General features: G+C 72.4%; 17 protein-coding genes. 13 read left to right on the forward strand and 4 right to left on the reverse strand.

Annotated elements, in window-relative coordinates:
• Nucleotides 1-249 precede the first annotated feature (249 nt).
• The 4 genes from IE246_RS27615 to IE246_RS27630 all read left to right on the forward strand — a co-directional run bounded on the left by IE246_RS27615 (nucleotide 250) and on the right by IE246_RS27630 (nucleotide 6,789).
• Complete coding sequence (locus IE246_RS27615; RefSeq protein WP_189995883.1) at nucleotides 250-1,302, forward strand: ABC transporter ATP-binding protein; 1,053 nt, start codon at nucleotides 250-252, stop codon at nucleotides 1,300-1,302.
• A gap of 142 nt (nucleotides 1,303-1,444) precedes the next feature.
• Nucleotides 1,445-4,711 (forward strand): acetyl-CoA carboxylase family protein, encoded by a 3,267-nt coding sequence (locus tag IE246_RS27620; protein ID WP_189995885.1) that lies wholly within the window; start codon nucleotides 1,445-1,447, stop codon nucleotides 4,709-4,711.
• A gap of 19 nt (nucleotides 4,712-4,730) precedes the next feature.
• On the forward strand, nucleotides 4,731-6,290 hold the full coding sequence (locus IE246_RS27625) for a sulfotransferase (protein ID WP_189995887.1): 1,560 nt from the start codon (nucleotides 4,731-4,733) through the stop codon (nucleotides 6,288-6,290).
• An 82-nt stretch (nucleotides 6,291-6,372) separates the two neighbouring features.
• Nucleotides 6,373-6,789: a RidA family protein gene (locus IE246_RS27630; RefSeq protein WP_189995889.1), complete on the forward strand. Its 417-nt coding sequence runs from the start codon at nucleotides 6,373-6,375 to the stop codon at nucleotides 6,787-6,789.
• A gap of 173 nt (nucleotides 6,790-6,962) precedes the next feature.
• Here IE246_RS27630 and IE246_RS27635 read toward each other — a convergent pair whose 3' ends face one another.
• Nucleotides 6,963-7,844: a sulfurtransferase gene (locus IE246_RS27635; protein WP_189995890.1), complete on the reverse strand. Its 882-nt coding sequence runs from the start codon at nucleotides 7,842-7,844 to the stop codon at nucleotides 6,963-6,965.
• 81 nt (nucleotides 7,845-7,925) lie between these two features.
• Between IE246_RS27635 and IE246_RS27640 the strand changes: the two genes are divergently transcribed.
• The 3 genes from IE246_RS27640 to IE246_RS27650 all read left to right on the forward strand — a co-directional run bounded on the left by IE246_RS27640 (nucleotide 7,926) and on the right by IE246_RS27650 (nucleotide 10,803).
• Nucleotides 7,926-8,870: a DMT family transporter gene (locus IE246_RS27640; protein WP_229837543.1), complete on the forward strand. Its 945-nt coding sequence runs from the start codon at nucleotides 7,926-7,928 to the stop codon at nucleotides 8,868-8,870.
• A gap of 85 nt (nucleotides 8,871-8,955) precedes the next feature.
• Nucleotides 8,956-9,357, forward strand: coding sequence for a PadR family transcriptional regulator (locus tag IE246_RS27645; RefSeq protein ID WP_229837544.1), 402 nt, complete (start codon nucleotides 8,956-8,958; stop codon nucleotides 9,355-9,357).
• Between the two features lie 57 nt (nucleotides 9,358-9,414).
• Complete coding sequence (locus IE246_RS27650; RefSeq protein WP_189995893.1) at nucleotides 9,415-10,803, forward strand: FAD-dependent oxidoreductase; 1,389 nt, start codon at nucleotides 9,415-9,417, stop codon at nucleotides 10,801-10,803.
• Between the two features lie 8 nt (nucleotides 10,804-10,811).
• Here the strand turns inward: IE246_RS27650 and IE246_RS27655 are convergent, their stop codons facing one another.
• The 3 genes from IE246_RS27655 to IE246_RS27665 form a co-directional block, all read right to left on the reverse strand.
• Nucleotides 10,812-11,891, reverse strand: coding sequence for a DNA-binding transcriptional response regulator (locus tag IE246_RS27655; RefSeq protein ID WP_189995895.1), 1,080 nt, complete (start codon nucleotides 11,889-11,891; stop codon nucleotides 10,812-10,814).
• A 165-nt stretch (nucleotides 11,892-12,056) separates the two neighbouring features.
• Nucleotides 12,057-12,584 (reverse strand): MarR family winged helix-turn-helix transcriptional regulator, encoded by a 528-nt coding sequence (locus IE246_RS27660; protein ID WP_189995897.1) that lies wholly within the window; start codon nucleotides 12,582-12,584, stop codon nucleotides 12,057-12,059.
• The gene (locus IE246_RS27665) at nucleotides 12,547-13,044 is read right to left on the reverse strand and encodes a flavin reductase family protein (RefSeq protein ID WP_189995900.1); all 498 of its coding nucleotides are present in this window, start codon (nucleotides 13,042-13,044) and stop codon (nucleotides 12,547-12,549) included. The genes IE246_RS27660 and IE246_RS27665 overlap by 38 nt, the downstream gene beginning before the upstream one ends.
• Before the next feature lie 124 nt (nucleotides 13,045-13,168).
• Here IE246_RS27665 and IE246_RS27670 point away from each other — a divergent pair, with 124 nt between their 5' ends.
• The 6 genes from IE246_RS27670 (at nucleotide 13,169) to IE246_RS27695 (ending at nucleotide 19,791) form a co-directional block, all read left to right on the forward strand.
• Nucleotides 13,169-14,215, forward strand: a complete 1,047-nt coding sequence (locus IE246_RS27670; RefSeq protein WP_189995902.1) for a 2,5-dihydroxypyridine 5,6-dioxygenase NicX family protein — start codon at nucleotides 13,169-13,171, stop codon at nucleotides 14,213-14,215.
• Between the two features lie 202 nt (nucleotides 14,216-14,417).
• Nucleotides 14,418-15,206, forward strand: a complete 789-nt coding sequence (locus tag IE246_RS27675; protein ID WP_189995904.1) for an alpha/beta fold hydrolase — start codon at nucleotides 14,418-14,420, stop codon at nucleotides 15,204-15,206.
• A 188-nt stretch (nucleotides 15,207-15,394) separates the two neighbouring features.
• The gene (locus IE246_RS27680; protein WP_189995905.1) at nucleotides 15,395-16,666 is read left to right on the forward strand and encodes an acyl-CoA dehydrogenase family protein; all 1,272 of its coding nucleotides are present in this window, start codon (nucleotides 15,395-15,397) and stop codon (nucleotides 16,664-16,666) included.
• On the forward strand, nucleotides 16,666-18,219 hold the full coding sequence (locus tag IE246_RS27685) for a class I adenylate-forming enzyme family protein (protein ID WP_189995906.1): 1,554 nt from the start codon (nucleotides 16,666-16,668) through the stop codon (nucleotides 18,217-18,219). Before IE246_RS27680 ends, IE246_RS27685 begins: the two co-directional genes overlap by 1 nt.
• 31 nt (nucleotides 18,220-18,250) lie before the next feature.
• Nucleotides 18,251-19,282, forward strand: coding sequence for a TRAP transporter substrate-binding protein (locus tag IE246_RS27690; RefSeq protein ID WP_189995907.1), 1,032 nt, complete (start codon nucleotides 18,251-18,253; stop codon nucleotides 19,280-19,282).
• Nucleotides 19,279-19,791: a TRAP transporter small permease gene (locus tag IE246_RS27695; RefSeq protein ID WP_189995908.1), complete on the forward strand. Its 513-nt coding sequence runs from the start codon at nucleotides 19,279-19,281 to the stop codon at nucleotides 19,789-19,791. The genes IE246_RS27690 and IE246_RS27695 overlap by 4 nt, the downstream gene beginning before the upstream one ends.
• Nucleotides 19,792-19,978 lie beyond the last annotated feature (187 nt).

Consider the following 19,978-nt stretch of genomic DNA (forward strand, 5'->3'; position numbering starts at 1 on the left):
GCGGATCCGTGAAGCTTCGGCGACGGATCGGCGGCAAGGCCCGTCGCGCCGTGGGTTCCGGCTCTGTCTCGCCTGTGGCGATCCAGGCCGGAATGACGACTAGAGAGAAGAACGGCCACCCCAACCCTGTCGTCATTCCGGAGAGGCGCGCTCCGAGCGCGGCTCATCCGGAACCCACCCGCCGCCGCTCTCATCAAACCGTCACGCAAACCGGCTATGGGACCCCGATCGCCGCAACGGAGGCAGGCCATGGCCCAGATCGAGCTCACCGACGTCCGCAAGTCTTTCGACACCACCGAGGTGATCCACGGCGTCGACCTGTCGGTGGCCCATGGCCGGTTCGCCGTGGTGGTCGGCCCGTCCGGCTGCGGCAAGTCCACGCTGCTGCGGATGGTGGCCGGGCTGGAGGACGTGACGGCCGGCAGCATCCGGATCGGCGGTCGCGACGTCACCGGCGTCGAGCCGAAGGACCGCAATGTCGCCATGGTGTTCCAGAACTACGCGCTGTACCCGCACCTGACGGTGGCCCGGAACATCGCCTTCGGGCTGGAGCTGCGCGGCACGCCGAAGGACGAGATCCGCCGCCGGGTCGAGCGCGCCGCCGACATCCTGCACCTGGGCGGGCTGCTGGAGCGCAAGCCGCGGCAGCTGTCCGGCGGCCAGCGCCAGCGGGTCGCCATGGGCCGGGCGATCGTGCGCGAGCCGGACGTGTTCCTGTTCGACGAGCCGCTGTCCAACCTCGACGCCAAGCTGCGCGTCACCATGCGGCTGGAGATCAAGCGGCTGCACGAGGAGCTCGGCGCCACCTCGCTGTACGTCACCCACGACCAGGTCGAGGCGATGACCATGGGCGACGTGCTGGTGGTGATGAACGGCGGCTATGTCGAGCAGATCGGCGCCCCGCTCGAGGTCTACGAACGGCCGGCCTCGACCTTCGTCGCCTCGTTCATCGGCTCGCCGCCGATGAATTTCCTGGCCGCCGAGGTGGCCGGGCGCGAGGCCCGGTTCGGCGACAAGCGCCTGGCGCTGGCCGGCCACGACGCGCCGTCCGGCCGCGCGACCCTCGGCATCCGGCCCGAGCACCTGGTCGTCGACCCGGAGACCGCCTGCCTGCACCTGTCGGTCCGCATGGTCGAGCCGCAGGGGGCCGAGACCATCGTGCACGGCGTCGCCCTCGACAGTCCCTTCACGGTCCGGCTGCCCGGCATCCACCACATCCGCCCGCACGAGACCCTGCCGCTGGCCGCCCGGAGCGAGCATCTGCACCTGTTCGACGCCGAGCACGGCCGCCGGATCGGGTGACGGTCGAAGCCTCCCTTCACACGGTCCCCGAACATGGGACAATGCCCGCCGGGGAGGCCGGGCAACGACCGAACGAGAAACCCATCCCGCCCTGCCGTACTCGACCGATCACGCGCTGGCCTGAGGGCGGGAGACGCATCGCATGAACGGAATTCGACGCCTGCTGGTCGCCAACCGCGGCGAGATCGCCCTGCGCATCATCCGGACCGCGGCCGACGCCGGCATCGAGAGCGTGGCGATCCACCCCGAGGACGACGACGCCGCGCTGCACGTGCTGCGGGCCGACCGGGCGGAGAAGCTGCCCGGCCGCGGCGCCCGCGCCTATCTCGACATTGCCGCCGTGGTCGAAGCCGCCCGCCGCGCCGGCTGCGACGCCGTGCATCCGGGCTACGGCTTCCTGAGCGAGAACCCGGCATTCGCGGGCGCCGTCGAGGCGGCGGGGCTGCGCTTCGTCGGCCCGGCGCCGCGATCGCTGGCGCTGTACGGCGACAAGCTCCTCGCCCGCGCGCTGGCCGTCCGGTGCGGTGTGCCGGTCCTGCCAGGCACGCCCGTCCCCGTGGACGCCGCGGCGGCTGCTTCGTTCCTGGCGGGGCTGCCGGACGGGGCGTCGATGGTGATCAAGGCGGTGGCCGGCGGCGGCGGCCGCGGCATGCGCGTGGTGCATCAGGCCGCCGAGGTCGCTGCCGCGGTCGAGGCGGCGCGGCGCGAGGCCGCGGCGGCGTTCGGTGTGGCCGAAATCTATGCCGAGCGTTTCATCGGCGCCGCCCGGCACGTCGAGGTGCAGGTGCTCGGCGATGGCCGCGGCGGCGTGGCGACGCTGGGCGAGCGCGACTGCACCCTGCAGCGCCGGCACCAGAAGCTGATCGAGGTCGCACCGGCGCCGTTCCTGTCCGACGATCTCCGCCGGCGCCTGGCCGGCTACGCCGCCGCCATGGCCGAGGCCGGCGCCTACCGCAGCCTCGGCACCTTCGAGTTCCTGCTGGACACCGCGACCGGCGAGGTCTTCTTCATCGAGGCCAACCCGCGCATCCAGGTCGAGCACACGGTCACCGAGGCGATCTGGGACGTCGACCTGGTCGCCCAGCAGCTGCGGATCGCCGGGGGCGCGAGGCTGGCCGACCTGGACCTGCCGGACCGGCCGCGCGGCACCGCCATCCAGGCCCGCGTGAACATGGAGCGGATCGAGGCGGACGGCACGATCGTCCCGGCCGGCGGCACGCTGTCGGCCTACGACCCGCCGGCCGGCCCGGGGATCCGGGTCGACGGCTTCGGCTATGCCGGCTACCGCACCTCGTCGGCCTACGACTCGCTGCTCGCCAAGGTGATCGCGCGCGGCACCGACTGGCCGGCGGCGCTGGCCCGCACCGGTCGCGCGCTCGCCGAGTTCCGGATCGCCGGCTGCGACACCAATTTGGAATGGCTGCGGGCCCTGCTCGCCCAGCCGGAGCTGCGGGACTACGCGGTCTCGACCCGCTTCATCGAGGGCCGCTACCCGATCCTGGCGGAGACCGCGCAGGGCCTCTCGCGCCCGGCTTTCGGGGCGACCGCGTCAGGGCCCGCCGAACAGGCGTCGACGACGGCGGTGCCGGCGGGCGAGCAGGCCGTCGGCGCGCCGATGCAGGCCACGGTGGTCGCCCTGCAGGTCGCGGAGGGCGAGCCGGTCGCCCGCGGCCAGGTCGTCGCCGTGCTGGAAGCCATGAAGATGGAGCACACCGTCGAGGCCCCGGTCGCGGGCCGTGTCGGCACGCTGCTGGCCGAGCCCGGCCGGACCCTGCTGGCCGGCGAGCCGATCCTGTCGATCGAGCTTGGCGACGGACCCGAGGCGGCGGCCGTCGTCGAGGCCGAGATCGACCTGGACGCCATCCGTCCCGACCTGCAGGAGGTGTTCGACCGCCGCGACCTCGGGCGCGACGCCGCCCGGCCCGAGGCGGTGGCCAAGCGCCACGCCCGCGGCCAGCGCACGGCGCGCGAGAACCTGGCGTCGCTGGTCGACGACGGCAGCTTCAACGAGTACGGCGAGTTCGCGGTCGCCGCCCAGAGCCGCCGCCGCGACCCGGACGACCTGATCCGCAACACCTCGGGCGACGGCATCCTGACCGGCACCGGCCGGGTCAACGGCGCGCTGTTCGGCGAGGCGGCGGCGCGCTGCGCCTTCGCGATCGGCGACTACACCGTGCTGGCCGGCACCCAGGGCCAGCGCCACCACCGCAAGCTCGACCGGATCTTCACCCTCGCCGGCAAGCACGAGATCCCGCTGGTGCTGCTGGCCGAGGGCGGCGGTGGCCGGCCCGGCGACACCGACCGGGTCACCGTCTCGGGGCTCGACGGCCCGAGCTTCGCAGCGTTCGCCGCCCTGTCGGGCAAGGTGCCGGTGGTCGGCGTGGTCGCCGGCCGCTGCTTCGCCGGCAACGCGGCGCTGCTGGGCTGCTGCGACGTCATCATCGCGACCGAGGACAGCAACATCGGCATGGCCGGCCCGGCGATGATCGAGGGCGGCGGGCTCGGCGTGTACCGGCCCGAGGACATCGGCCCGATCGACGTGCAGGCCGCCAACGGCGTGGTCGACGTCCGGGTCCGGGACGAGGCCGAGGCCTGCGCGGTCGCCAAGAAATACCTCGGCTACTTCCAGGGGCCGCTGGCCGACTGGACCGCGCCCGACCAGCGCCTGCTGCGCCGGGTGGTGCCGGAGAACCGCTTGCGCGTCTACGAGATCCGCGACGTGATCGGCACCATGGCCGACGACGGCTCGGTGCTAGAGCTGCGGGCCGGCTGGGCGCCCGGCATGGTGACGGCGCTGATCCGCATCGAGGGCCGGCCGTTCGGCCTAATCGCCAACAACCCCAAGCACCTGGGCGGCGCGATCGACGCCGACGCCGCCGACAAGGCCTCGCGCTTCATGCAGCTGTGCGAGGCCCACGGCCTGCCGTTGATCTCGCTGTGCGACACCCCCGGCTTCATGGTCGGCCCGGAGGCCGAGAAGACCGCGCTGGTCCGCCACGTCTGCCGGATGTTCGTGACCGGGGCGGCGCTGACGGTCCCGCTGTTCGCGGTGGTGCTGCGCAAGGGCTACGGGCTCGGCGCGATGGCGATGGTCGCCGGCGGCTTCAAGGAAGCGGCGATGACAGTGTCCTGGCCGAGCGGCGAGTTCGGCGGCATGGGCCTGGAGGGCGCCGTGCATCTGGGCTACCGCAAGGAGCTCGAGGCCGCCGGGGGGCCAGCGGAGAAGCAGGCTCTGTTCGACAGGCTGCTCGCGGACCTCTACGCTCAGGGCAAGGCCGTCGCCTACGCGTCCGCCACCGAGATTGACGCGGTCATCGACCCGATGGAGACCCGAGGCCACATCATGCGGGCCGCCGGCGTCGTCCCGGTCCGCCACGGCGCCGGGCGCGGTTTCGTGGATGCGTGGTAGGCGACTGGAGGACGCCCGATTGGTCCGGTTGACGAGCGTCGGCCAGGCGGTCTCGTACGTTCTCCAGGCCCTGAAGCGCGGCGATGCCGACCGCGCCTGCGGGGTCGCCGACCGGCTGGTGCGGCTCGCTCCGGGGGCCGCGGCGGCCTGGGACGTCTTCGCCTTCGCCTTCCACGACCGGCAGCCGGACCGCGCCCTCGCCGCCGCCAGGCGGGCGCTGGCGCTCGATCCGACCTGCACCCTGGCGGCCCAGGCGCTCGCCCTGCACGAGGCGCCGGCGGATCCGCAGCGGGCGGTCTGCCGTCTGGCCAGAGGCCTGGTCGCCCGGCCGGCCATGGTCACGCTGTGGATCCTGCTGACCAGGATCCTGTGGCCGCTCCCGATGCGGAGCCCGTTCGCGGCACCGGAGCGCCGGGCGGTGCTGCTGGATCCCGGCGTCGCGGACGGGTGGCTGGGGGTCGGGCACTGGAACCAGGCGGCGGGAGAGCGCGACACTGCCGTGCACGCCTATCTGCGCGCCGGGATCCTCGCTCCGGATTCGGTCCTGCCGCTGTATCACCTCGGCATGGCGGCCCCGGACCGGGTTCCCGAGCACGCCGTCCGGGCTGTGAAGCACCGCTTCGCCGGCGGGGCGATGGACGGCTTCGCGGCCGAGCTGGCGGCCTTCGCGCTCGCCAACCACTACGATGCGATCGGTGACGAGGATGCCGCCTTCGGCTGGCTGCAGACGGGCAACGGCGAGCGGCGCAAGCGCGTGCCGCCCGAGATGGACCTGAACCGGGCGGTCCTGCAGGCGACCCTGGAGGCGAGCCCTCCGCGACGCCGCGCGACGGCGGTCGCCGCCGGCGGGGCCGCGGCGCCGATCTTCATCATCGGGCTCCCCGGTTCCGGCACGACGCTGGTGGAGAGCATGCTGTCCATGCACTCCGAGGTCGCGAGCGGCGGCGAGCTGCCGTTCGTCGACCGGTTGGCGAAGTCGCTGGCCGGCTTCCCGACCGGCCATCTCGATCTCGACGACGACCGGCTGGACGATATGGCGGCCCGGTACGTCGCCTCGGTCCGGGAGACCGTCGACCTGCCGGGCTGCTTCTTCACCGACAAGATGCCGAACAACTTCATGCATGTCGGCCTGATCAGGAGCCTGTTTCCGGCAGCCCCGATCATCCATCTCGCGCGCGACCCGATGGCGGTCGGCTGGTCGCAGTTCCGGCGCCGCTTCGAGACCGGCCAGACCTACTCGAGCAGCCTCGAGGACATCGCCGAGTTCATCGCCATCCACGATCGCTACATGGCGCATTGGAACCGGCTCTGGCCCGGCGGCGTGCTCGACGTCCGCTACGAGGCCCTGATCGCCGACCCGGAGGCCGGGATCCGCCGGATGCTGGATCATGCGGGCCTGCCCTGGGACCCGGCCTGCCTGGACTATGCCCGCGCCGATCACCGTGTCGCCACGGCGAGCGCCACGGCCGTCCGCGGCGGTCTTGACAAGCGCAGGATCGAGGACTGGCGCCGCTACGCCCGGCACCTGGAGCCGCTGCGCCGGGCCCTGCTGAGGCACGGCGTCCCCATCGGCGAATAATGCGTGCGCCGATCGCCGCGGCCCGCTGATATAGGCCGGCCGCACCCGTGCGACGCCTTCGCCCTCTGACCCGGAGCCCCCAATGGTCGCCCACACCCGCATCCGCCGGTTCAACACCGCCGACACCTACCCCGAGCAGAAGCTCGACAACGACCTCTGCCAGGTGGTGGTGGCGCGCGGCGCCATGGTGTTCGTGCGCGGCCAGATCGGCCAGGACCTGGACAGCTCCGAGAGCGTGGCGGTCGGCGACGCCGCCGGCCAGGCCGAGCAGGCGATGGCCAACGTCGCCATGCTGCTGAAGGAGGCCGGCGCCGAGCTCGAGCACATCACCAAGATCACCATCTACCTGGTCGACCCGCGCTACCGCGAGGCGGTGTACCGGGTGGTCGGCAGGTGGCTGAAGGGGGTGTACCCGGTATCGACCGGCATCGTGGTGTCCGCCCTGGCGCGCCCGGAATGGCTGGTCGAGATCGACGTGATCGCGGTGATCCCGGACTGAGGGGGGCAAGCCCTCGGGCGACGAGGCGACCTGTGGGTCCCGGATCGGTTCGCCCGCTCGCGCGGCCGTCCCGTCCGGGATGAGGTGGTTTGGGAGCCGTTCTTCTCAGTCCTCCTCCCGGCCGCAGCGCAGCGAAGAGCCGGGACCCACGAAGCGACGGGCGTCGACCGCCCTCACCCCGTCTGCATCGGCAGCTCCGGGTCGGTCACCCACTCGCCGAGCGAGTTGTCGTACAGCGCCACGTTGCGGTGGCCGAGCCGGGTCAGCCAGAACGTCGTGACGCTGGCGGCGATGCCGCCGCCGCAATACGGCACCACCCGCTCGGCCTGGAGCGCGCCGACCGCCCGCATCGCCGCCTCGATCTCGGCCTGCGGAATGAAGGCATTGGTCAAGGGGTCCAGCAGGTCGCGCGAGGCGACGTTGACCGAGCCGGCGATCCGGCCCGGCCGGCCGTAATGGGTGCCGCCGGTCCCGGCGTGCTGTTCCGGGGTCAGGGCGTTGACCACGCAGTGCCCGGCCGCAAGTGCCTCCAGCACGCCTTCGCGGTCGACCACCAAGTGCGGGCGCGGCTTCGGGGTCAGGGTGGCGGCCGGGTGGCGCTCGGCGCCGGCTTCGACCGGCCGGCCCTCGGCCGTCCACTTCTTCAGCCCGCCGTCCAGCACGGCGGCGTTGTCGTGGCCGGCGACCTGCAGCATCCACCAGAACCGGGTCGCCCAGCTCGGGTTGTCGGCGGCGTACAGCACCACCGCGGTGTCGTCGCCGATGCCGTGGGCGCCGAACGCCGCGGCCAGCCGCTCCGGGGCCGGCATGGTGAAGCGGAAGCGGCCGGACGGGTCGGAGAACTCCGGACCGGTGATGTCCAGGAACCCGGCCCCCGGGATATGGCCGGCCTCGTAGCTGGCGCGGCCGCTCTCGGCGCGCAGCGCGGTCTTCGGGTCCGGCACCAGGAAGCAGGTGGTGTCGAATACCCTGAGGCCGGGTGCGGTCAGATTGTCCGCCAGCCAGCCGGTCGAGACCAGGCTGTCGGGCAGGGCGATCGGGCTTGATCCTGTCATGGCTGCGTGCTCCCCTTGTCGTTCCCCAAGGCGCCGGCCACCTCGTTGGCACCGGTGCCGAGCATATCCGGAATCCACTGTATGCCGCCCGTCGCCCAATGGCGTGCCGCCCTGGCGGCGGTGCCGCCGAACGTCCAGGGAATGTTCTGGGTCGCCCTGTCCGGGCTGATCTTCTCGAGCTTCATGGCCCTGGTCCGTTATGTGGGCGCCACCATGGACCCGATCCAGACCTCGTTCCTGCGCTACGGGTTCGGGCTGCTGTTCCTGGTGCCGTTCTTCGTCAAGGTGCGCTGGGCCGACGTCGCCGCGGCGAACTGGAAGCTGCACACCCTGCGCGGCCTGATGCACGGCACCGGGGTGATGCTGTGGTTCTACGCGATGAGCCGGATCCCGCTGGCCGAGGTCACGGCGATCGGCTTCACCAACCCGGTGTTCGCCACCATCGGCGCCGCCCTGTTCCTGCGCGAGGTGATCCGCCTGCCGCGCATCACCGCGGTGATCGCCGGCCTGTTCGGGGCGCTGCTGATCGTGCGGCCGGGCTTCGCCGAGGTCGACCCCGGCGCCATCGCCATGCTGATCGCCGCGCCGATCTTCGCGGCCTCGGACCTGATCGCCAAGGTGCTGACCCGGCACGAGAGCGGGCCGGCCGTGGTCGCCTACCTCTCGGTCTTCGTGACCGCGGTCACCTTCGTGCCGGCGATGATGGTGTGGCGGGCGCCGACGGTCGAGGAGTGGCTGCTGACCATCGCCATCGCCGGGCTCGCGACGCTCGGCCACCTGGCGATGATGCAGGGCTTCAAGGTCGGCGAGATCTCGGCGGTGCAGACCGCCCGGTTCCTGCAGCTGCTGTGGTCGGCGCTGATCGGCTACGCGATGTTCGCCGAGACCCCGGGGCTGTACACCTGGATCGGCTCGGCGATCATCATCGCCAGCGCGCTGTTCATCGCCCACCGCGAGTCCAAGGCCCGGCAGACCGGCCGCCCGACGGTGGAGGCGGCGCACACGACCCGCACGCCGCCGCACTGATTTCCCCCGGGGGGCCGGCTCCACCATTGGGACCTTGACGCATCGAGGGTCGAGGCATATATCCCGGCTCATGCCTAGAACCTCGATGCGTCCACGTGCCGCCGCCAAGTCGTCTCCCGACTTCCTCAGCCGGGACTACTGGAACGGCACCATCAAGATGAGCCTGTCCAAGTTCTTCATCCTGTGCGTCCTGCACCAGCGGCCGATGCACGGCTACGATATGGCGCGGGCCGTCGAGCGAACGACCAACGGCTGCTGCTCGCCCACCGAAGGCACGATCTATCCGGTGCTGCGCGAGTTCGAGGAAGGCGGCTACGTCACGTCCGAGACCGAGGTGGTCTCCGGACGCCAGCGGCGGGTGTACACCATCACCGACAAGGGACGGGCGGCGTTCAAGGTTGCGGTCGACGCCTGGATGGACGTCACCCGCTGCCTCATCGAATCCGAGAAGGTGGCGTGCGACCTGCCGGGATCCTGCTGCGCCTGAAATTTTTTTGCGCCCATACATCGACCATCGATCCATCGATGCAGAAGGAGTGAGGACATGAACGGAGATCTTCCCGTCGTGGTGATCGGCGCCGGCCCGGTCGGCCTGGCGGCGGCGGCCCGGCTGGTCGAGCGCGGGCTGACGCCGCGGGTGTTCGAGCGCGGCCCGACGGTCGGGGCGGCAATGAGCGACTGGGGTCATGTCCGGCTGTTCTCGCCGTGGCGCTACAACATCGACGACGCGGCCCGCGCCCTACTCGTCGCCGGCGGCTGGCAGGCGCCGGATCCGGACGGCCTGCCGACCGGCGCCGAGATCGTGCGGGACTACCTGACGCCGCTCGCCGGCCACCCGGCGATCGCGCCCCATCTGAACCTGGAGGCCACGGTGACCGCGGTGAGCCGCGCCGGCTTCGACCGCCGCCGCACGGCCGGTCGCGAGGCCGCGCCGTTCGTGGTGCGCTGGCGGGACCGCGGCGGCGTCGAGCACAGCACCCTGGCCCGCGCCGTGCTCGACGCGTCGGGCACCTGGGGGCGGCCGAACCCGATGGGCGTCGACGGGCTGCCGGTGCCGGGCGAGGCGGATGCGGGCGACCGGATCGCCTACCGCATCCCGGACGTGCCGGGCGCGGATCGTGGCGACTACGCCGACCGGCGGGTCCTGGTGGTGGGGGCCGGCGATTCCGCGATGAACGTCGTCCTCGACCTGCTGCGCCTGCACGAGGCGCATCCGGGGACGCGCGTCCTGTGGGCGCTGCGGCGCCCCCGCGCCGACCTGTCGCTCGGCGGCGGCGCCGCGGACCAGCTGCCGGCCCGCGGCGCGCTCGGCCTCGCCGTCGGGCGGGCGCTGGCCGCCGGATCGATCGAGCTTCTGGCACCGTTCGCCGCGGAACGCGTGACCCGCAGCGCTGCCGGCCTCCGGGTCGACGCCACCCTGGACGGTGTACCGACCGGCATCGAGGTCGATCGCATCGTGGTCGCGACCGGCTTCCGCCCGTCCCTGGGCATGCTGGAGGAGCTGCGCGTCGAGCTCGACCCGATCCTGCAGGCGCCGCCGGCCCTGGCGCCGCTGATCGACCCGAACCTCCACTCCTGCGGCACCGTGCCGCCGCACGGCGCGGCCGAGCTGAAGCAGCCGGAACCCGGGTTCTACATCGTCGGCATGAAGTCCTACGGCCGGGCGCCGACCTTCCTGATGACGACCGGCTACGAACAGGTCCGCTCGGTGGTCGCCGAGATCGCCGGCGACCATGCGGCGGCGCGCGAGGTACGGCTGGTGCTGCCGGAGACCGGGGTGTGCAGCGCCTCGGCGACGGTCGCGACCGGTTGCTGCGGCGGCCCGGCACCGGGCGAGCCCGAGGCGTGCTGCCGCGCCGACGCCACCGCGAAGTCGGCGGGGCTGGACGGCTGCGGCTGCGGCCCGGCACGGGCGGAGGCCGCCGGCCCGTAGGCCACGGCCTACGCCCGTCCGGCGCGCCGCGCGGTGACCTCGAAGTCCGGCGCGCCGGGCGCCTCGTCCTGCGGGCCGGTGAAGGCCCGCTCGGCGTCCTTGAGCTCGGTCATGATGTTGCGGCCGACCGGGCCGCCGTCGTCGTCGATGCGGTGGCGCAGTGCTGCCGACACGCCGTCCAGATGGGCGCGCAGGAAGGCGACCAGCTTCGGGCCCAGTCGGTGCCTGCCGGCGCTGTAGCGCGCCAGCGAGCCGGTGATCGCCGACAGCAGCAGAAGGCCGCGCTGCGACGACAGCCGGTAGGACTGCACGGCCTGGCCGTTGAGCTGGGCCAGCGCCCGCGGCGCCAGGGTGGCCTGCAGCTGCCGCCAGGTATCGCCCATGGCGCCGGCCTGGCGGACCAGCACGCCCAGGCCCTCGCGCTTCTTCACCACGATGTGCGCGGCCGCCGGGGCGACGGTGCCGCGGGTCAGCCCGTTGCGCAGCCGCATGGCGGACGACACCTGGCCGTTGCCTGCCGGAAAGCGCTTGAACCGGAAGGCCACGGTCTCGGGCGCGATGTCGTACAGCGGCGCCGTCGAGGCGATCGCCTGCTCGGCGGCGTCGGTCAGCCGGCGGTCGGCCGGCGCACGCTCGCCGGCCCGCCGGCGCTCCGGCCCGACATAGGCGCCGGTGACCAGGAAATCGGCGCGGTCGAGCGGCCAGCGCTGCACCGCCGCGGCGATCGCCGGCAGGCTGAACGGGCGGCTGAGGGTGAACACGCAGCCGGCCTGGGTCGCCCGGCGGACGTCGGCTGCGGTGATGTCGGTCCCGATCAGCGCCGTCGCCAGGCCGGGATAGGGGCTGTCGGGGTCGCGCCGGATGTAGCTGAACAGCGACGGCGCCGGTCCGGGTGCCACCACGCGGTCGACCAGGACCAGGGTGAACGGGTGTCCCGGTCGGGCCAGCAGGTCCAAGGCCTGATCCGAGGTCGCGACCCATTCCACCGCGTCGTCCGGCAGCCACGGCGCGCCCTCGCGCAGGCGGAACAGGTCGTCGCGCTCGCCGCTGGCGACCAGGATGCGCTCCTGGGGTCGTGAAACGTTCATCGGCTCTCCCCCGTTGCTGATGGGCAACGGAGTCCGGGTAGCAACCGGCGTGCCGCACCGGCGCTTAACCAATGAGAGTCTTGGTCGGCGGGGAGTCGCGGGCGGCGTTGCACACAGTCGCGCCGACGGTCCCCCACCGTTAACCGTGCGGCGGGACGATTCTGCCTAGCAATCGCTGCCGGTACTTGCGATCAGTCGTTGCAGGGCGTCGACCAGCACGCGGCTCTCGGCCACGCCCATCGCCTGCTCCAGCATGGCCTGGTGCTTGCGGGCGTCGCCGATCAGCTCGTCGACCAGGGATTCGCCGGCCGGGGTCAGACGCACGAACACCCGGCGGCGGTCGCCGGCGTCGGTCATCCGCACCACCAGCCCCTGGGCCTGCATCCGGTCGACGGTCTTGGTGATGGTCGGCTGGTTGGCCAGGCAGCGCGCCGCCAGCTCGCCGACGGTGACGCCGGCCGTGCCCTTCAGCACCGCCAGGATGCGCCACACCGGGATCGGGACGCCGCGCTCCTTGACGCGGGTGTGGAACTCGGCGCTGGCGATGCTGGAGGCGCGCGCCAGCAGGTACAGCAGATAGCCGTCGACGAAGCGCTCGGGCGCGCCGGATTCGGCCGGGCCGGGCTCAGCCGGGCCGGTTTCAGCCGGTTCGGTCTCAGCTGGGCCGGGCCGGGGTGCTGTAGCGTCCCGCATGGTAGATCAGCGGCTCCCTGTCGGCGTGGCGGAAACGGGCGACCCGGCCGAGGAAGACGACGTGGTCGCCACCCTCGATCCGGCTGTCGGTGGCGCATTCGAAGCTGGCGACGGCGCCGGCCAGCACCGGCACGCCGGCGGTGCCGGCTTCCCACTCGACGCCGGCGAAACGGTCGTCGACCGGCCGCGCGAACCGGTCCGACAGGTCGCGCTGGTCGGCCGCCAGCACGTTCACCGCGAAGTGGCCGGCGTCGAGGAAGGTGCGCAGGTTGACCGACCGCCGCGCCAGGCTCCACAGCACCATCGGCGGGTCGAGCGAGACCGAGTTGAACGAGTTGGCGGTCAGCCCGACCGGCCGGCCCCCAGCGTCGAGCGTGGTGACGATCGTCACCCCGGTCGCGAACCGTCCGAGGGCGTCGCGAAACTCCCGGCTATCCGACGGATGGGCAGCGGTGGCCATGCCCTCCACCAATCGTTCAGAACTGAAATTATGCCTTTTCATGAAATAACAGTCGTTGCTAGGCTTCGCCAGTTGTTTCGGCGACCGATCCGTGCAGAGCGTCGCCAACGGGGGAGATACGGCCATGCTCGCCGATCGGATCGAGGCCAAGTGGATCGACGCCTTCGCCCGGGTGTTCGAGCTCTGCAAGGTCGCCCCCGGCGAGACCGTGGCCGTGCTGTCCGAGACCCAGTCGCGCGCCCTCAACGTCCACCTCGCCGAGCTGGCGCTGCAGCGGCTGGGCGCCCGCCCGTTCCACGTCGTGGTCCCGACCCCGCCGCAGGACGCCCCGGTGCCGGTGCGCTCGACCGGCGCCTCGGCGGCGCTCGGCGGCCAGGCCGCGGCGATCCAGGCGCTGAAGGCGTCCGGGCTGGTGGTCGACCTGACGGTGGAGGGCCTGCTGCACGCCCCGGAGCTGCCGCAGGTGCTGGCCGACGGCGCCCGCCTGCTGATGATCTCGAACGAGCACCCCGACGCGCTCGAGCGGCTGGTCCCGGTCGCGGGCGACGACGTCCGGGTGAAGGACGCGGTCAAGCGGGTGCGCGCCGCCGCCACGATGACCGTGACCTCGGCCGCCGGCACCGACCTGACGGTCGACATGCGCGAGGCGTCGACGGTCGGGGTCTGGGGCTGGTGCGACCGGCCGCGCACGGTGGCGCACTGGCCGGCCGGGATCGTCGTCAGCTTCCCGCGCGCCGGCTCGGTGAACGGCCGGCTGGTGCTGGACGCCGGCGACGTCAACCTGACCTTCAAGCGCTACCTGGAAAGCCCGGTGACCCTGACCCTGGTCGACGACTACGTCACCGCGATCGAGGGCGCCGGCACCGACGCCGAGCTGATGCGCCGCTACTTCGCCGCCTGGGGGGACCGCGACGCCTACGCCACTAGCCATGTCGGCTTCGGCATGAACCCCGGTGCGCGCTACGAGGCGTTGGCGATGTACGACCAGCGCGACACCAACGGCACCGAGCTGCGCGCCTACGCCGGCAACTTCCTGTACTCGACCGGCGCCAATGAGTTCGCCAAGCGCTACACCAAGGGCCATTTCGACCTGCCGGTGCGCGGCTGCACGATCGAGCTCGACGGTACCCCGGTGGTGATCGCCGGCGAGCTGGTGGAGGACCTGCGGTGAGCCGAAATCGTCCGACCGCCGCGGCGGCGGGTGGGTCCCGGATGCGCGCCGCCTTCGGCGTCTCGCTCCGGGATGACGTCAATTTGAGAAGTCGGACCGCCCTTGTTCCCGACGTCATCCCGGACGGCCGCGCCGCCCTCGGCGCGACCGGGCCGGGACCCACGCAGCGACGGGCGCTCGGATACACGATGGAGAACCGCCGATGACCGTCACCACCCTCCGCCGCGGCCCGCACGGCGATTCCCGGGGCGGCCGCACCCTGGTGCTGATGCACGGCATCGGCGGCGGCGCCGAGACCTTCGCGCCGCAGCTCGACGGGCTGTCCGACGCCTTCGACGTGGTGGCCTGGAACATGCCCGGCTACGGCGGCAGCCCGCTTGCCGGCGAGATGACCTTCGCCGGCCTGGCCGACGCCCTGGAAGGGCTGCTGGACGAACTCGGCGCAGACAAGGCCGACCTGCTCGGCCATTCGATCGGCGGCATGGTGGCGCAGGAGTTCGTGGCGACCCGCCCCGGCCGGGTGCGCAGCCTGGTGCTGTCCGGCACCACCGCGGCGTTCGGCAGCAAGGACGGCAGCTTCCAGGAGAAGTTCGTCAACGACCGGCTGGCGCCGCTCGACGCCGGCCAGACCATGGCCGAGCTCGCCGCGGTGGCGGCCGAGCGGCTGGTCGGGCCGGCCGCCGACCCGGCCGCCGGGCCGGCGATCCGGGCGGCGATGGCGGCGGTGCCGCCGGACGCCTACCGGGCGGCGATCAAGTGCCTCGCCAGTTTCGACCGGTTCGCCGACATGGCGGCGATCGCGGTGCCGACCCTGCTGATCGCCGGCGAGGTCGACCGCAACGCCCCGGCCCGGACCATGGAGAGCATGAGCCGCAGGATCGCCGGCGCAGGCTACGCCTGCCTGCCCGCCACCGGCCACATGGCGCCGCTGGAGCAGCCGGCGGCGTTCAACGCCCTGGTCCGCGAGTTCCTGGCGGGCGTGCAGGCATGACCGGGCGACGCGGCGGCGGGTGGGTTCCGGGTCGCCCCCGGAGCAAGTCCGGGGTTGCCCGGAATGACGACAGGGAAAGAGGGCTGATCGGCTCCCCCTCCCCTTCGTCATTCCGGACGGGTCCTCGTCAGAGGAACCGATCCGGAACCCACGACGCGGCGGAAGCATGACGCAATCGGAGACCCTCGATGGACATCCTTGACCTCTCCCGCGTCGAGGCCGACGCGCCGATCTTCGATCCCGACGCGTTCCGGCTGACCGCCAAGGAGGCCGAGCTGACCGCGCTGGCCCGCCGGCTCGGCAAGGGGCTGTTCGCCGGCCGCGCCGCCGAGGTCGACCGCGACGCCCGGTTCCCGACAGAGAACTACCGCGACATGCACACCGCCGGCCTGCTCGGCATCTGCGTGCCCGAGGCCGACGGCGGCCGCGGCGCCGACTTCCGGGCCTACATGCTGACCGCCGCCGAGATCGGCCGGTACTGCGGGGCGACGGCATTGACCTGGAACATGCACGTCTGCTCGTGCCTGTGGACCGGGCCGCTGTCCGAGGACCTGGAGATGCCCGACGAGGTCCGCGCCGTCCATCGCGCGCGCCGGGCCATCCACTACCGCCGGATCCTCGACGACGGCGCGATCTACGCCCAGCCGTTCTCCGAGGGCGGAGCGGCGGCCGCCGGCGTGGTGCCGTTCTCGACCAGTGCGAAGCGGGTCGACGGCGGCTGGCGGATCAACGGCAAGAAGATCTTCGCCTCGCTGTCCGGCCATGCCGACTACTACGGGGTGCTGTGCGGCGAGCTGAAGGAGGGCGAGCGGCCGTCGCGGCGCGACACCATGTACATCGCGGTGCCGGCGACCGCCGAGGGCGTGAAGGTGGTCGGTGACTGGGATCCGCTCGGCATGCGCGGCACGGTCTCGCGCACCCTGCTGCTGGAGGACGTGTTCGTCCCGGACGACGCCCAGCTGATGCCGCGCGGCGTCTACTACCAGGCCGCGACCCGCTGGCCGCACATGTTCATGACCCTGTCGCCGACCTATATGGGCATCGCCCAGGCGGCCTACGACTTCACGGTCGCCTACCTGCGCGGCGAGGTGCCGGGGCTGCCGCCGGTCAAGCGCCGGATGTACCCGACCAAGCAGCTCGGCGTTGCCCAGATGCGGCTGATGCTGGAGCAGACCAAGGCGCTGTGGTTCCAGGCGGTCACCGAGGCCTGCGCCGACCCCAGCAAGGACCAGGTGCTGCGGGCCTACATGGCGCAGTACACGGTGATGGAGAACGCCAACGAGATCTGCCAGCTGGCGATCCGCACCTGCGGCGGCCAGTCGATGCTGAAGTCCCTGCCGCTGGAGCGGCTGTACCGCGACAGCCGCTGCGGGTCGCTGATGCTGCCGTGGACGGCGGAGATCTGCCTCGACCGGGTCGGCCGCGAGGCCCTGTACGAGGCCGGCGAGGTCGACGAATAATGTCTCTTGCCGACTGGATCGACCGCCACGCCGACGAGCGACCCGACGCCCCGGCCATCCGCTTCGGCGACGAGGTGCTGGACTACGGCCGGCTGTCCGAGCTGGTCGACGGCACCGCCGCGTGGCTGCGCGACGCCCACGGCGTCCGGCCCGGCGACCGGGTCGCGTGGCTCGGCACGAACGCCCCCGACATGCTGGCGCTGCTGTTCGCGGCCGCCCGGCTCGGCGCCATCCTGGTGCCGCTGAACTGGCGGCTGGCCCCGCCGGAGCTGCGCTACGTCATGCTGGACTGCGGGCCGAGGCTGCTGGTGGTGCAGCCGGCCTTCGCCGGCGACGCCGAGGCGATCCTGCACGACCCCGCGACCTGCGAGGTGCATGTCAGCGACCCGACGGCCGGCGGCCTGGCCGCGGTGGTGCCGTCGGCCACGATCGAGGACTCCGGCAGCGACGACGACCCGCTGCTGATCGTCTACACCTCCGGCACCACCGGCCGGCCGAAGGGCGCGGTGCTGACCCAGGGCGCGATCGCCGCCAACGCGGCGAATGCCCGGGCGATGCACGCCATGACGGCCAACGACCACGTGCTGACGGTGCTGCCGATGTTCCACGTCGGCGGCCTGAACATCCAGACCACCCCGGTGCTGCAGGCCGGCGGCACGGTCACCCTGCACGACAAGTTCGATCCCGGCGCTGCGCTCGCCGCCATCGAGACCCTGCGCCCGACCCTGACGGTGCTGGTGCCGGCGACCCTGAAGGCGATGATCGAGCACCCGCGCTGGCGGGCGACCGACCTGTCGTCGCTGCGGGCGGTGGCGACCGGGTCGTCGGACGTGCCGATCGACCTGATGACCCCGTTCATCGATCGCGGCGTACCGGTGATCCAGGTGTACGGCGCCACCGAGACCGCGCCGGTCGCGATCTTCCAGACCGTCGACGACCCGGCCGACGAACTCGGCTCGATCGGCCGGCCGGCGCCCGGCTGCGCGGTCCGGCTGGTCGACGGCGACGGCCGGGAAGTTGCGACGGGCAGCGTCGGCGAGATCGAGGTGAAGGGCGGCAACGTCGCGATCGGCTACTGGGACGACGACGCGGCGACCGCCGCCGCGTTCCGGGACGGCTGGTTCCGCACCGGCGACCTGGCGCTGGCCGACGGCGACGGCGCCTACTGGTTCCGCGACCGCATCAAGAACGTGATCATCTCCGGCGGCGAGAACGTCTACCCGGCCGAGCTGGAGCGCGTGCTGCGCACCCTCGACGGGGTCGCCGAGGCGGCGGTGGTCGGCCGGCCCGACCCGCGCTGGGGCGAGGTGCCGGTGGCGGTCGTGGTCGCCGCGCCGGGTGCCGCGATCGACCGGGAGACCGTGCTGGCCGGATTCCAGGGACGGCTTGCCCGCTTCAAGCATCCCAAGGATGTTGTGTTCGTCGACGAGTTGCCGCGCAATGCGCTCGGCAAGGTCAGGGTCGAGCTGGTCAAGGCCATGGCATCCGCCGCACCCGCCGGCTCCGTGCCCGGCGTGCGCGAGACAGAAGGCGCGGAGCAGGGATCGCGGTAGGGCTTCACCAAAGAACAGAGGGGATCACGTCATGCGTCGCTTGTTTGCCGGTGTCTTCGCCGCCGGCCTCGGGATCGCGGCATCGCTCGGCCTGGCGGCCGGCGCCCGGGCCGAAACCACCCTGCGGGTCTCCAACTGGCTGCCACCGTCGCACCCGATCGTGCGCGACATCCTGGCGCCCTGGGGCCAGCAGGTCGAGGCCGCGACCAACGGCCGGGTGAAGGTCGAGATCATGGCGGCGCCGATCGGCAAGCCGCCGGCACAGTTCGACCTGATCAAGAACGGCGCCGCCGACGTCGGCTACGGCGTGCACGGCTACACCCCGGGCCGCTTCAAGCTGACCCCGGTCGCCGAGCTGCCGTTCCTGTCGGATTCCGCCGAGGCGCTGTCGGTAGCGTACTGGAAGCTGCACGCCACGACCCTGGCGAAGGCCGACGAGCATGCCGGCGTCCACCTGCTGACCGTGTTCACCCACGGCCCCGGCATGATCTTCACCAGCAAGACCGCGGTGACCGGGATCGCCGACACCGAGGGGCTGAAGATGCGGATCGGCGGCGGCGTGGTCGCCGAGGTCGCCAAGCGCCTCGGCATGGTCGGCGTCCAGGCGCCGTCGCCGAAGGTCTACGAGATCCTGTCGAACGGGGTCGCCGACGGCATCCTGTTCCCGGCCGAATCGGTGCCGTTCTTCAAGATCGACAAGATCGTGCGGCACGGCACCTCGGTGCCGGGCGGGCTCTACAACACCTCGTTCTTCGTGATCATGAACGCGGACACCTGGAGCAAGCTGTCGGCCGAGGACAAGGCCGCCATCGACGGCGTCTCGGGCGAGGCGATGGCCCGCCTCGCCGGCAAAGCCTGGGACGCGGCCGATGCCGCCGGCATGAAGACCATGACCGCCGAGGGCGTGAGCTTCGCGACCGCCGACAAGGCGTTCACCGACGCCCTGCACGCCAGGCTGGCCGGCGTCGAGGACGGCTTCCTGGCGGCCGCCAAGGACGCCGGGATCGACGGCCAGGCGGCGATCGCCCGGCTCAAGGCCGACGTCGCCGCGGCCGGCAAGTGAGCGACGGCAACGGCGGGCGTTCCGGACTGCCGGGACGCCCGCCCGCCCCGCTCGCCGGCGCCGGCCGGCTGGCGGCCGACGGCCTCAAGCTGGTCGCCTCGGTGCTGCTGTTCGCGATGATGCTGGTCACCTTCGTGGACGTGGTCGGCCGCTACCTGTTCGCAAGCCCGCTGCCCGGCGCGTTCGAGCTGACCGAGGTGCTGCTCGGCCTGATCGTGTTCGCCGGCCTGCCGATCGTCACCTGGCGCAGCGAGCACGTCACCGTCGACCTGCTGACCGTCCGGCTGCCGGCGCCGACGCGCCGGCTGCTGGTTCGGGTCGCCGCCCTGGCGACGGCGCTGGTGCTGGCGATGCTGGCGTGGCGGCTGTCGACCACCGCCTCCGACCTGCTCGGCTACGGCGACGCCACCGTGTTCCTCGGCATCCCGCTCGGCCCGGTGGCCGGCGCCATGGCGGCGCTGGCGGCGGTGGCGGGGGCGGCCGCGGTGGTGCGGGTGGTGCGGCCGTGAACGAAGGGTTTCGAATGCCCGTCGCGTCGTGGGTTCCGGCTCTCGCTCCGCTCGCCCGGAATGACGACGAGACGAAAAGCGCATCCGCGATGGCTCTTCCCCCCTCCATCCGTCATTCCTGTATGCGCGGGCCACCGTTTCGAGATGGCGAGGAGTTGTTCGCGATCTGGATTTGGAGGCAGAGTGA

Origin of the sequence: Thalassobaculum fulvum (assembly GCF_014652915.1) — a bacterium.
Lineage (GTDB): Bacteria > Pseudomonadota > Alphaproteobacteria > Thalassobaculales > Thalassobaculaceae > Thalassobaculum_A > Thalassobaculum_A fulvum.

Bases quoted from the DNA above. Each gene is read 5' to 3' on its own strand.
- IE246_RS27675 (WP_189995904.1), top strand. From the start codon at position 14,418: ATGACCGTCACCACCCTCCGCCGCGGCCCGCACGGCGATTCCCGGGGC.
- IE246_RS27645 (WP_229837544.1), top strand. From the start codon at position 8,956: ATGCGTCCACGTGCCGCCGCCAAGTCGTCTCCCGACTTCCTCAGCCGG.
- IE246_RS27640 (WP_229837543.1), top strand. From the start codon at position 7,926: ATGCCGCCCGTCGCCCAATGGCGTGCCGCCCTGGCGGCGGTGCCGCCG.
- IE246_RS27670 (WP_189995902.1), top strand. From the start codon at position 13,169: ATGCTCGCCGATCGGATCGAGGCCAAGTGGATCGACGCCTTCGCCCGG.
- IE246_RS27660 (WP_189995897.1), bottom strand. From the start codon at position 12,584: ATGCGGGACGCTACAGCACCCCGGCCCGGCCCAGCTGAGACCGAACCG.
- IE246_RS27615 (WP_189995883.1), top strand. From the start codon at position 250: ATGGCCCAGATCGAGCTCACCGACGTCCGCAAGTCTTTCGACACCACC.
- IE246_RS27655 (WP_189995895.1), bottom strand. From the start codon at position 11,891: ATGAACGTTTCACGACCCCAGGAGCGCATCCTGGTCGCCAGCGGCGAG.
- IE246_RS27685 (WP_189995906.1), top strand. From the start codon at position 16,666: ATGTCTCTTGCCGACTGGATCGACCGCCACGCCGACGAGCGACCCGAC.
- IE246_RS27680 (WP_189995905.1), top strand. From the start codon at position 15,395: ATGGACATCCTTGACCTCTCCCGCGTCGAGGCCGACGCGCCGATCTTC.
- IE246_RS27620 (WP_189995885.1), top strand. From the start codon at position 1,445: ATGAACGGAATTCGACGCCTGCTGGTCGCCAACCGCGGCGAGATCGCC.
- IE246_RS27630 (WP_189995889.1), top strand. From the start codon at position 6,373: ATGGTCGCCCACACCCGCATCCGCCGGTTCAACACCGCCGACACCTAC.
- IE246_RS27635 (WP_189995890.1), bottom strand. From the start codon at position 7,844: ATGACAGGATCAAGCCCGATCGCCCTGCCCGACAGCCTGGTCTCGACC.
- IE246_RS27650 (WP_189995893.1), top strand. From the start codon at position 9,415: ATGAACGGAGATCTTCCCGTCGTGGTGATCGGCGCCGGCCCGGTCGGC.
- IE246_RS27690 (WP_189995907.1), top strand. From the start codon at position 18,251: ATGCGTCGCTTGTTTGCCGGTGTCTTCGCCGCCGGCCTCGGGATCGCG.
- IE246_RS27665 (WP_189995900.1), bottom strand. From the start codon at position 13,044: ATGGCCACCGCTGCCCATCCGTCGGATAGCCGGGAGTTTCGCGACGCC.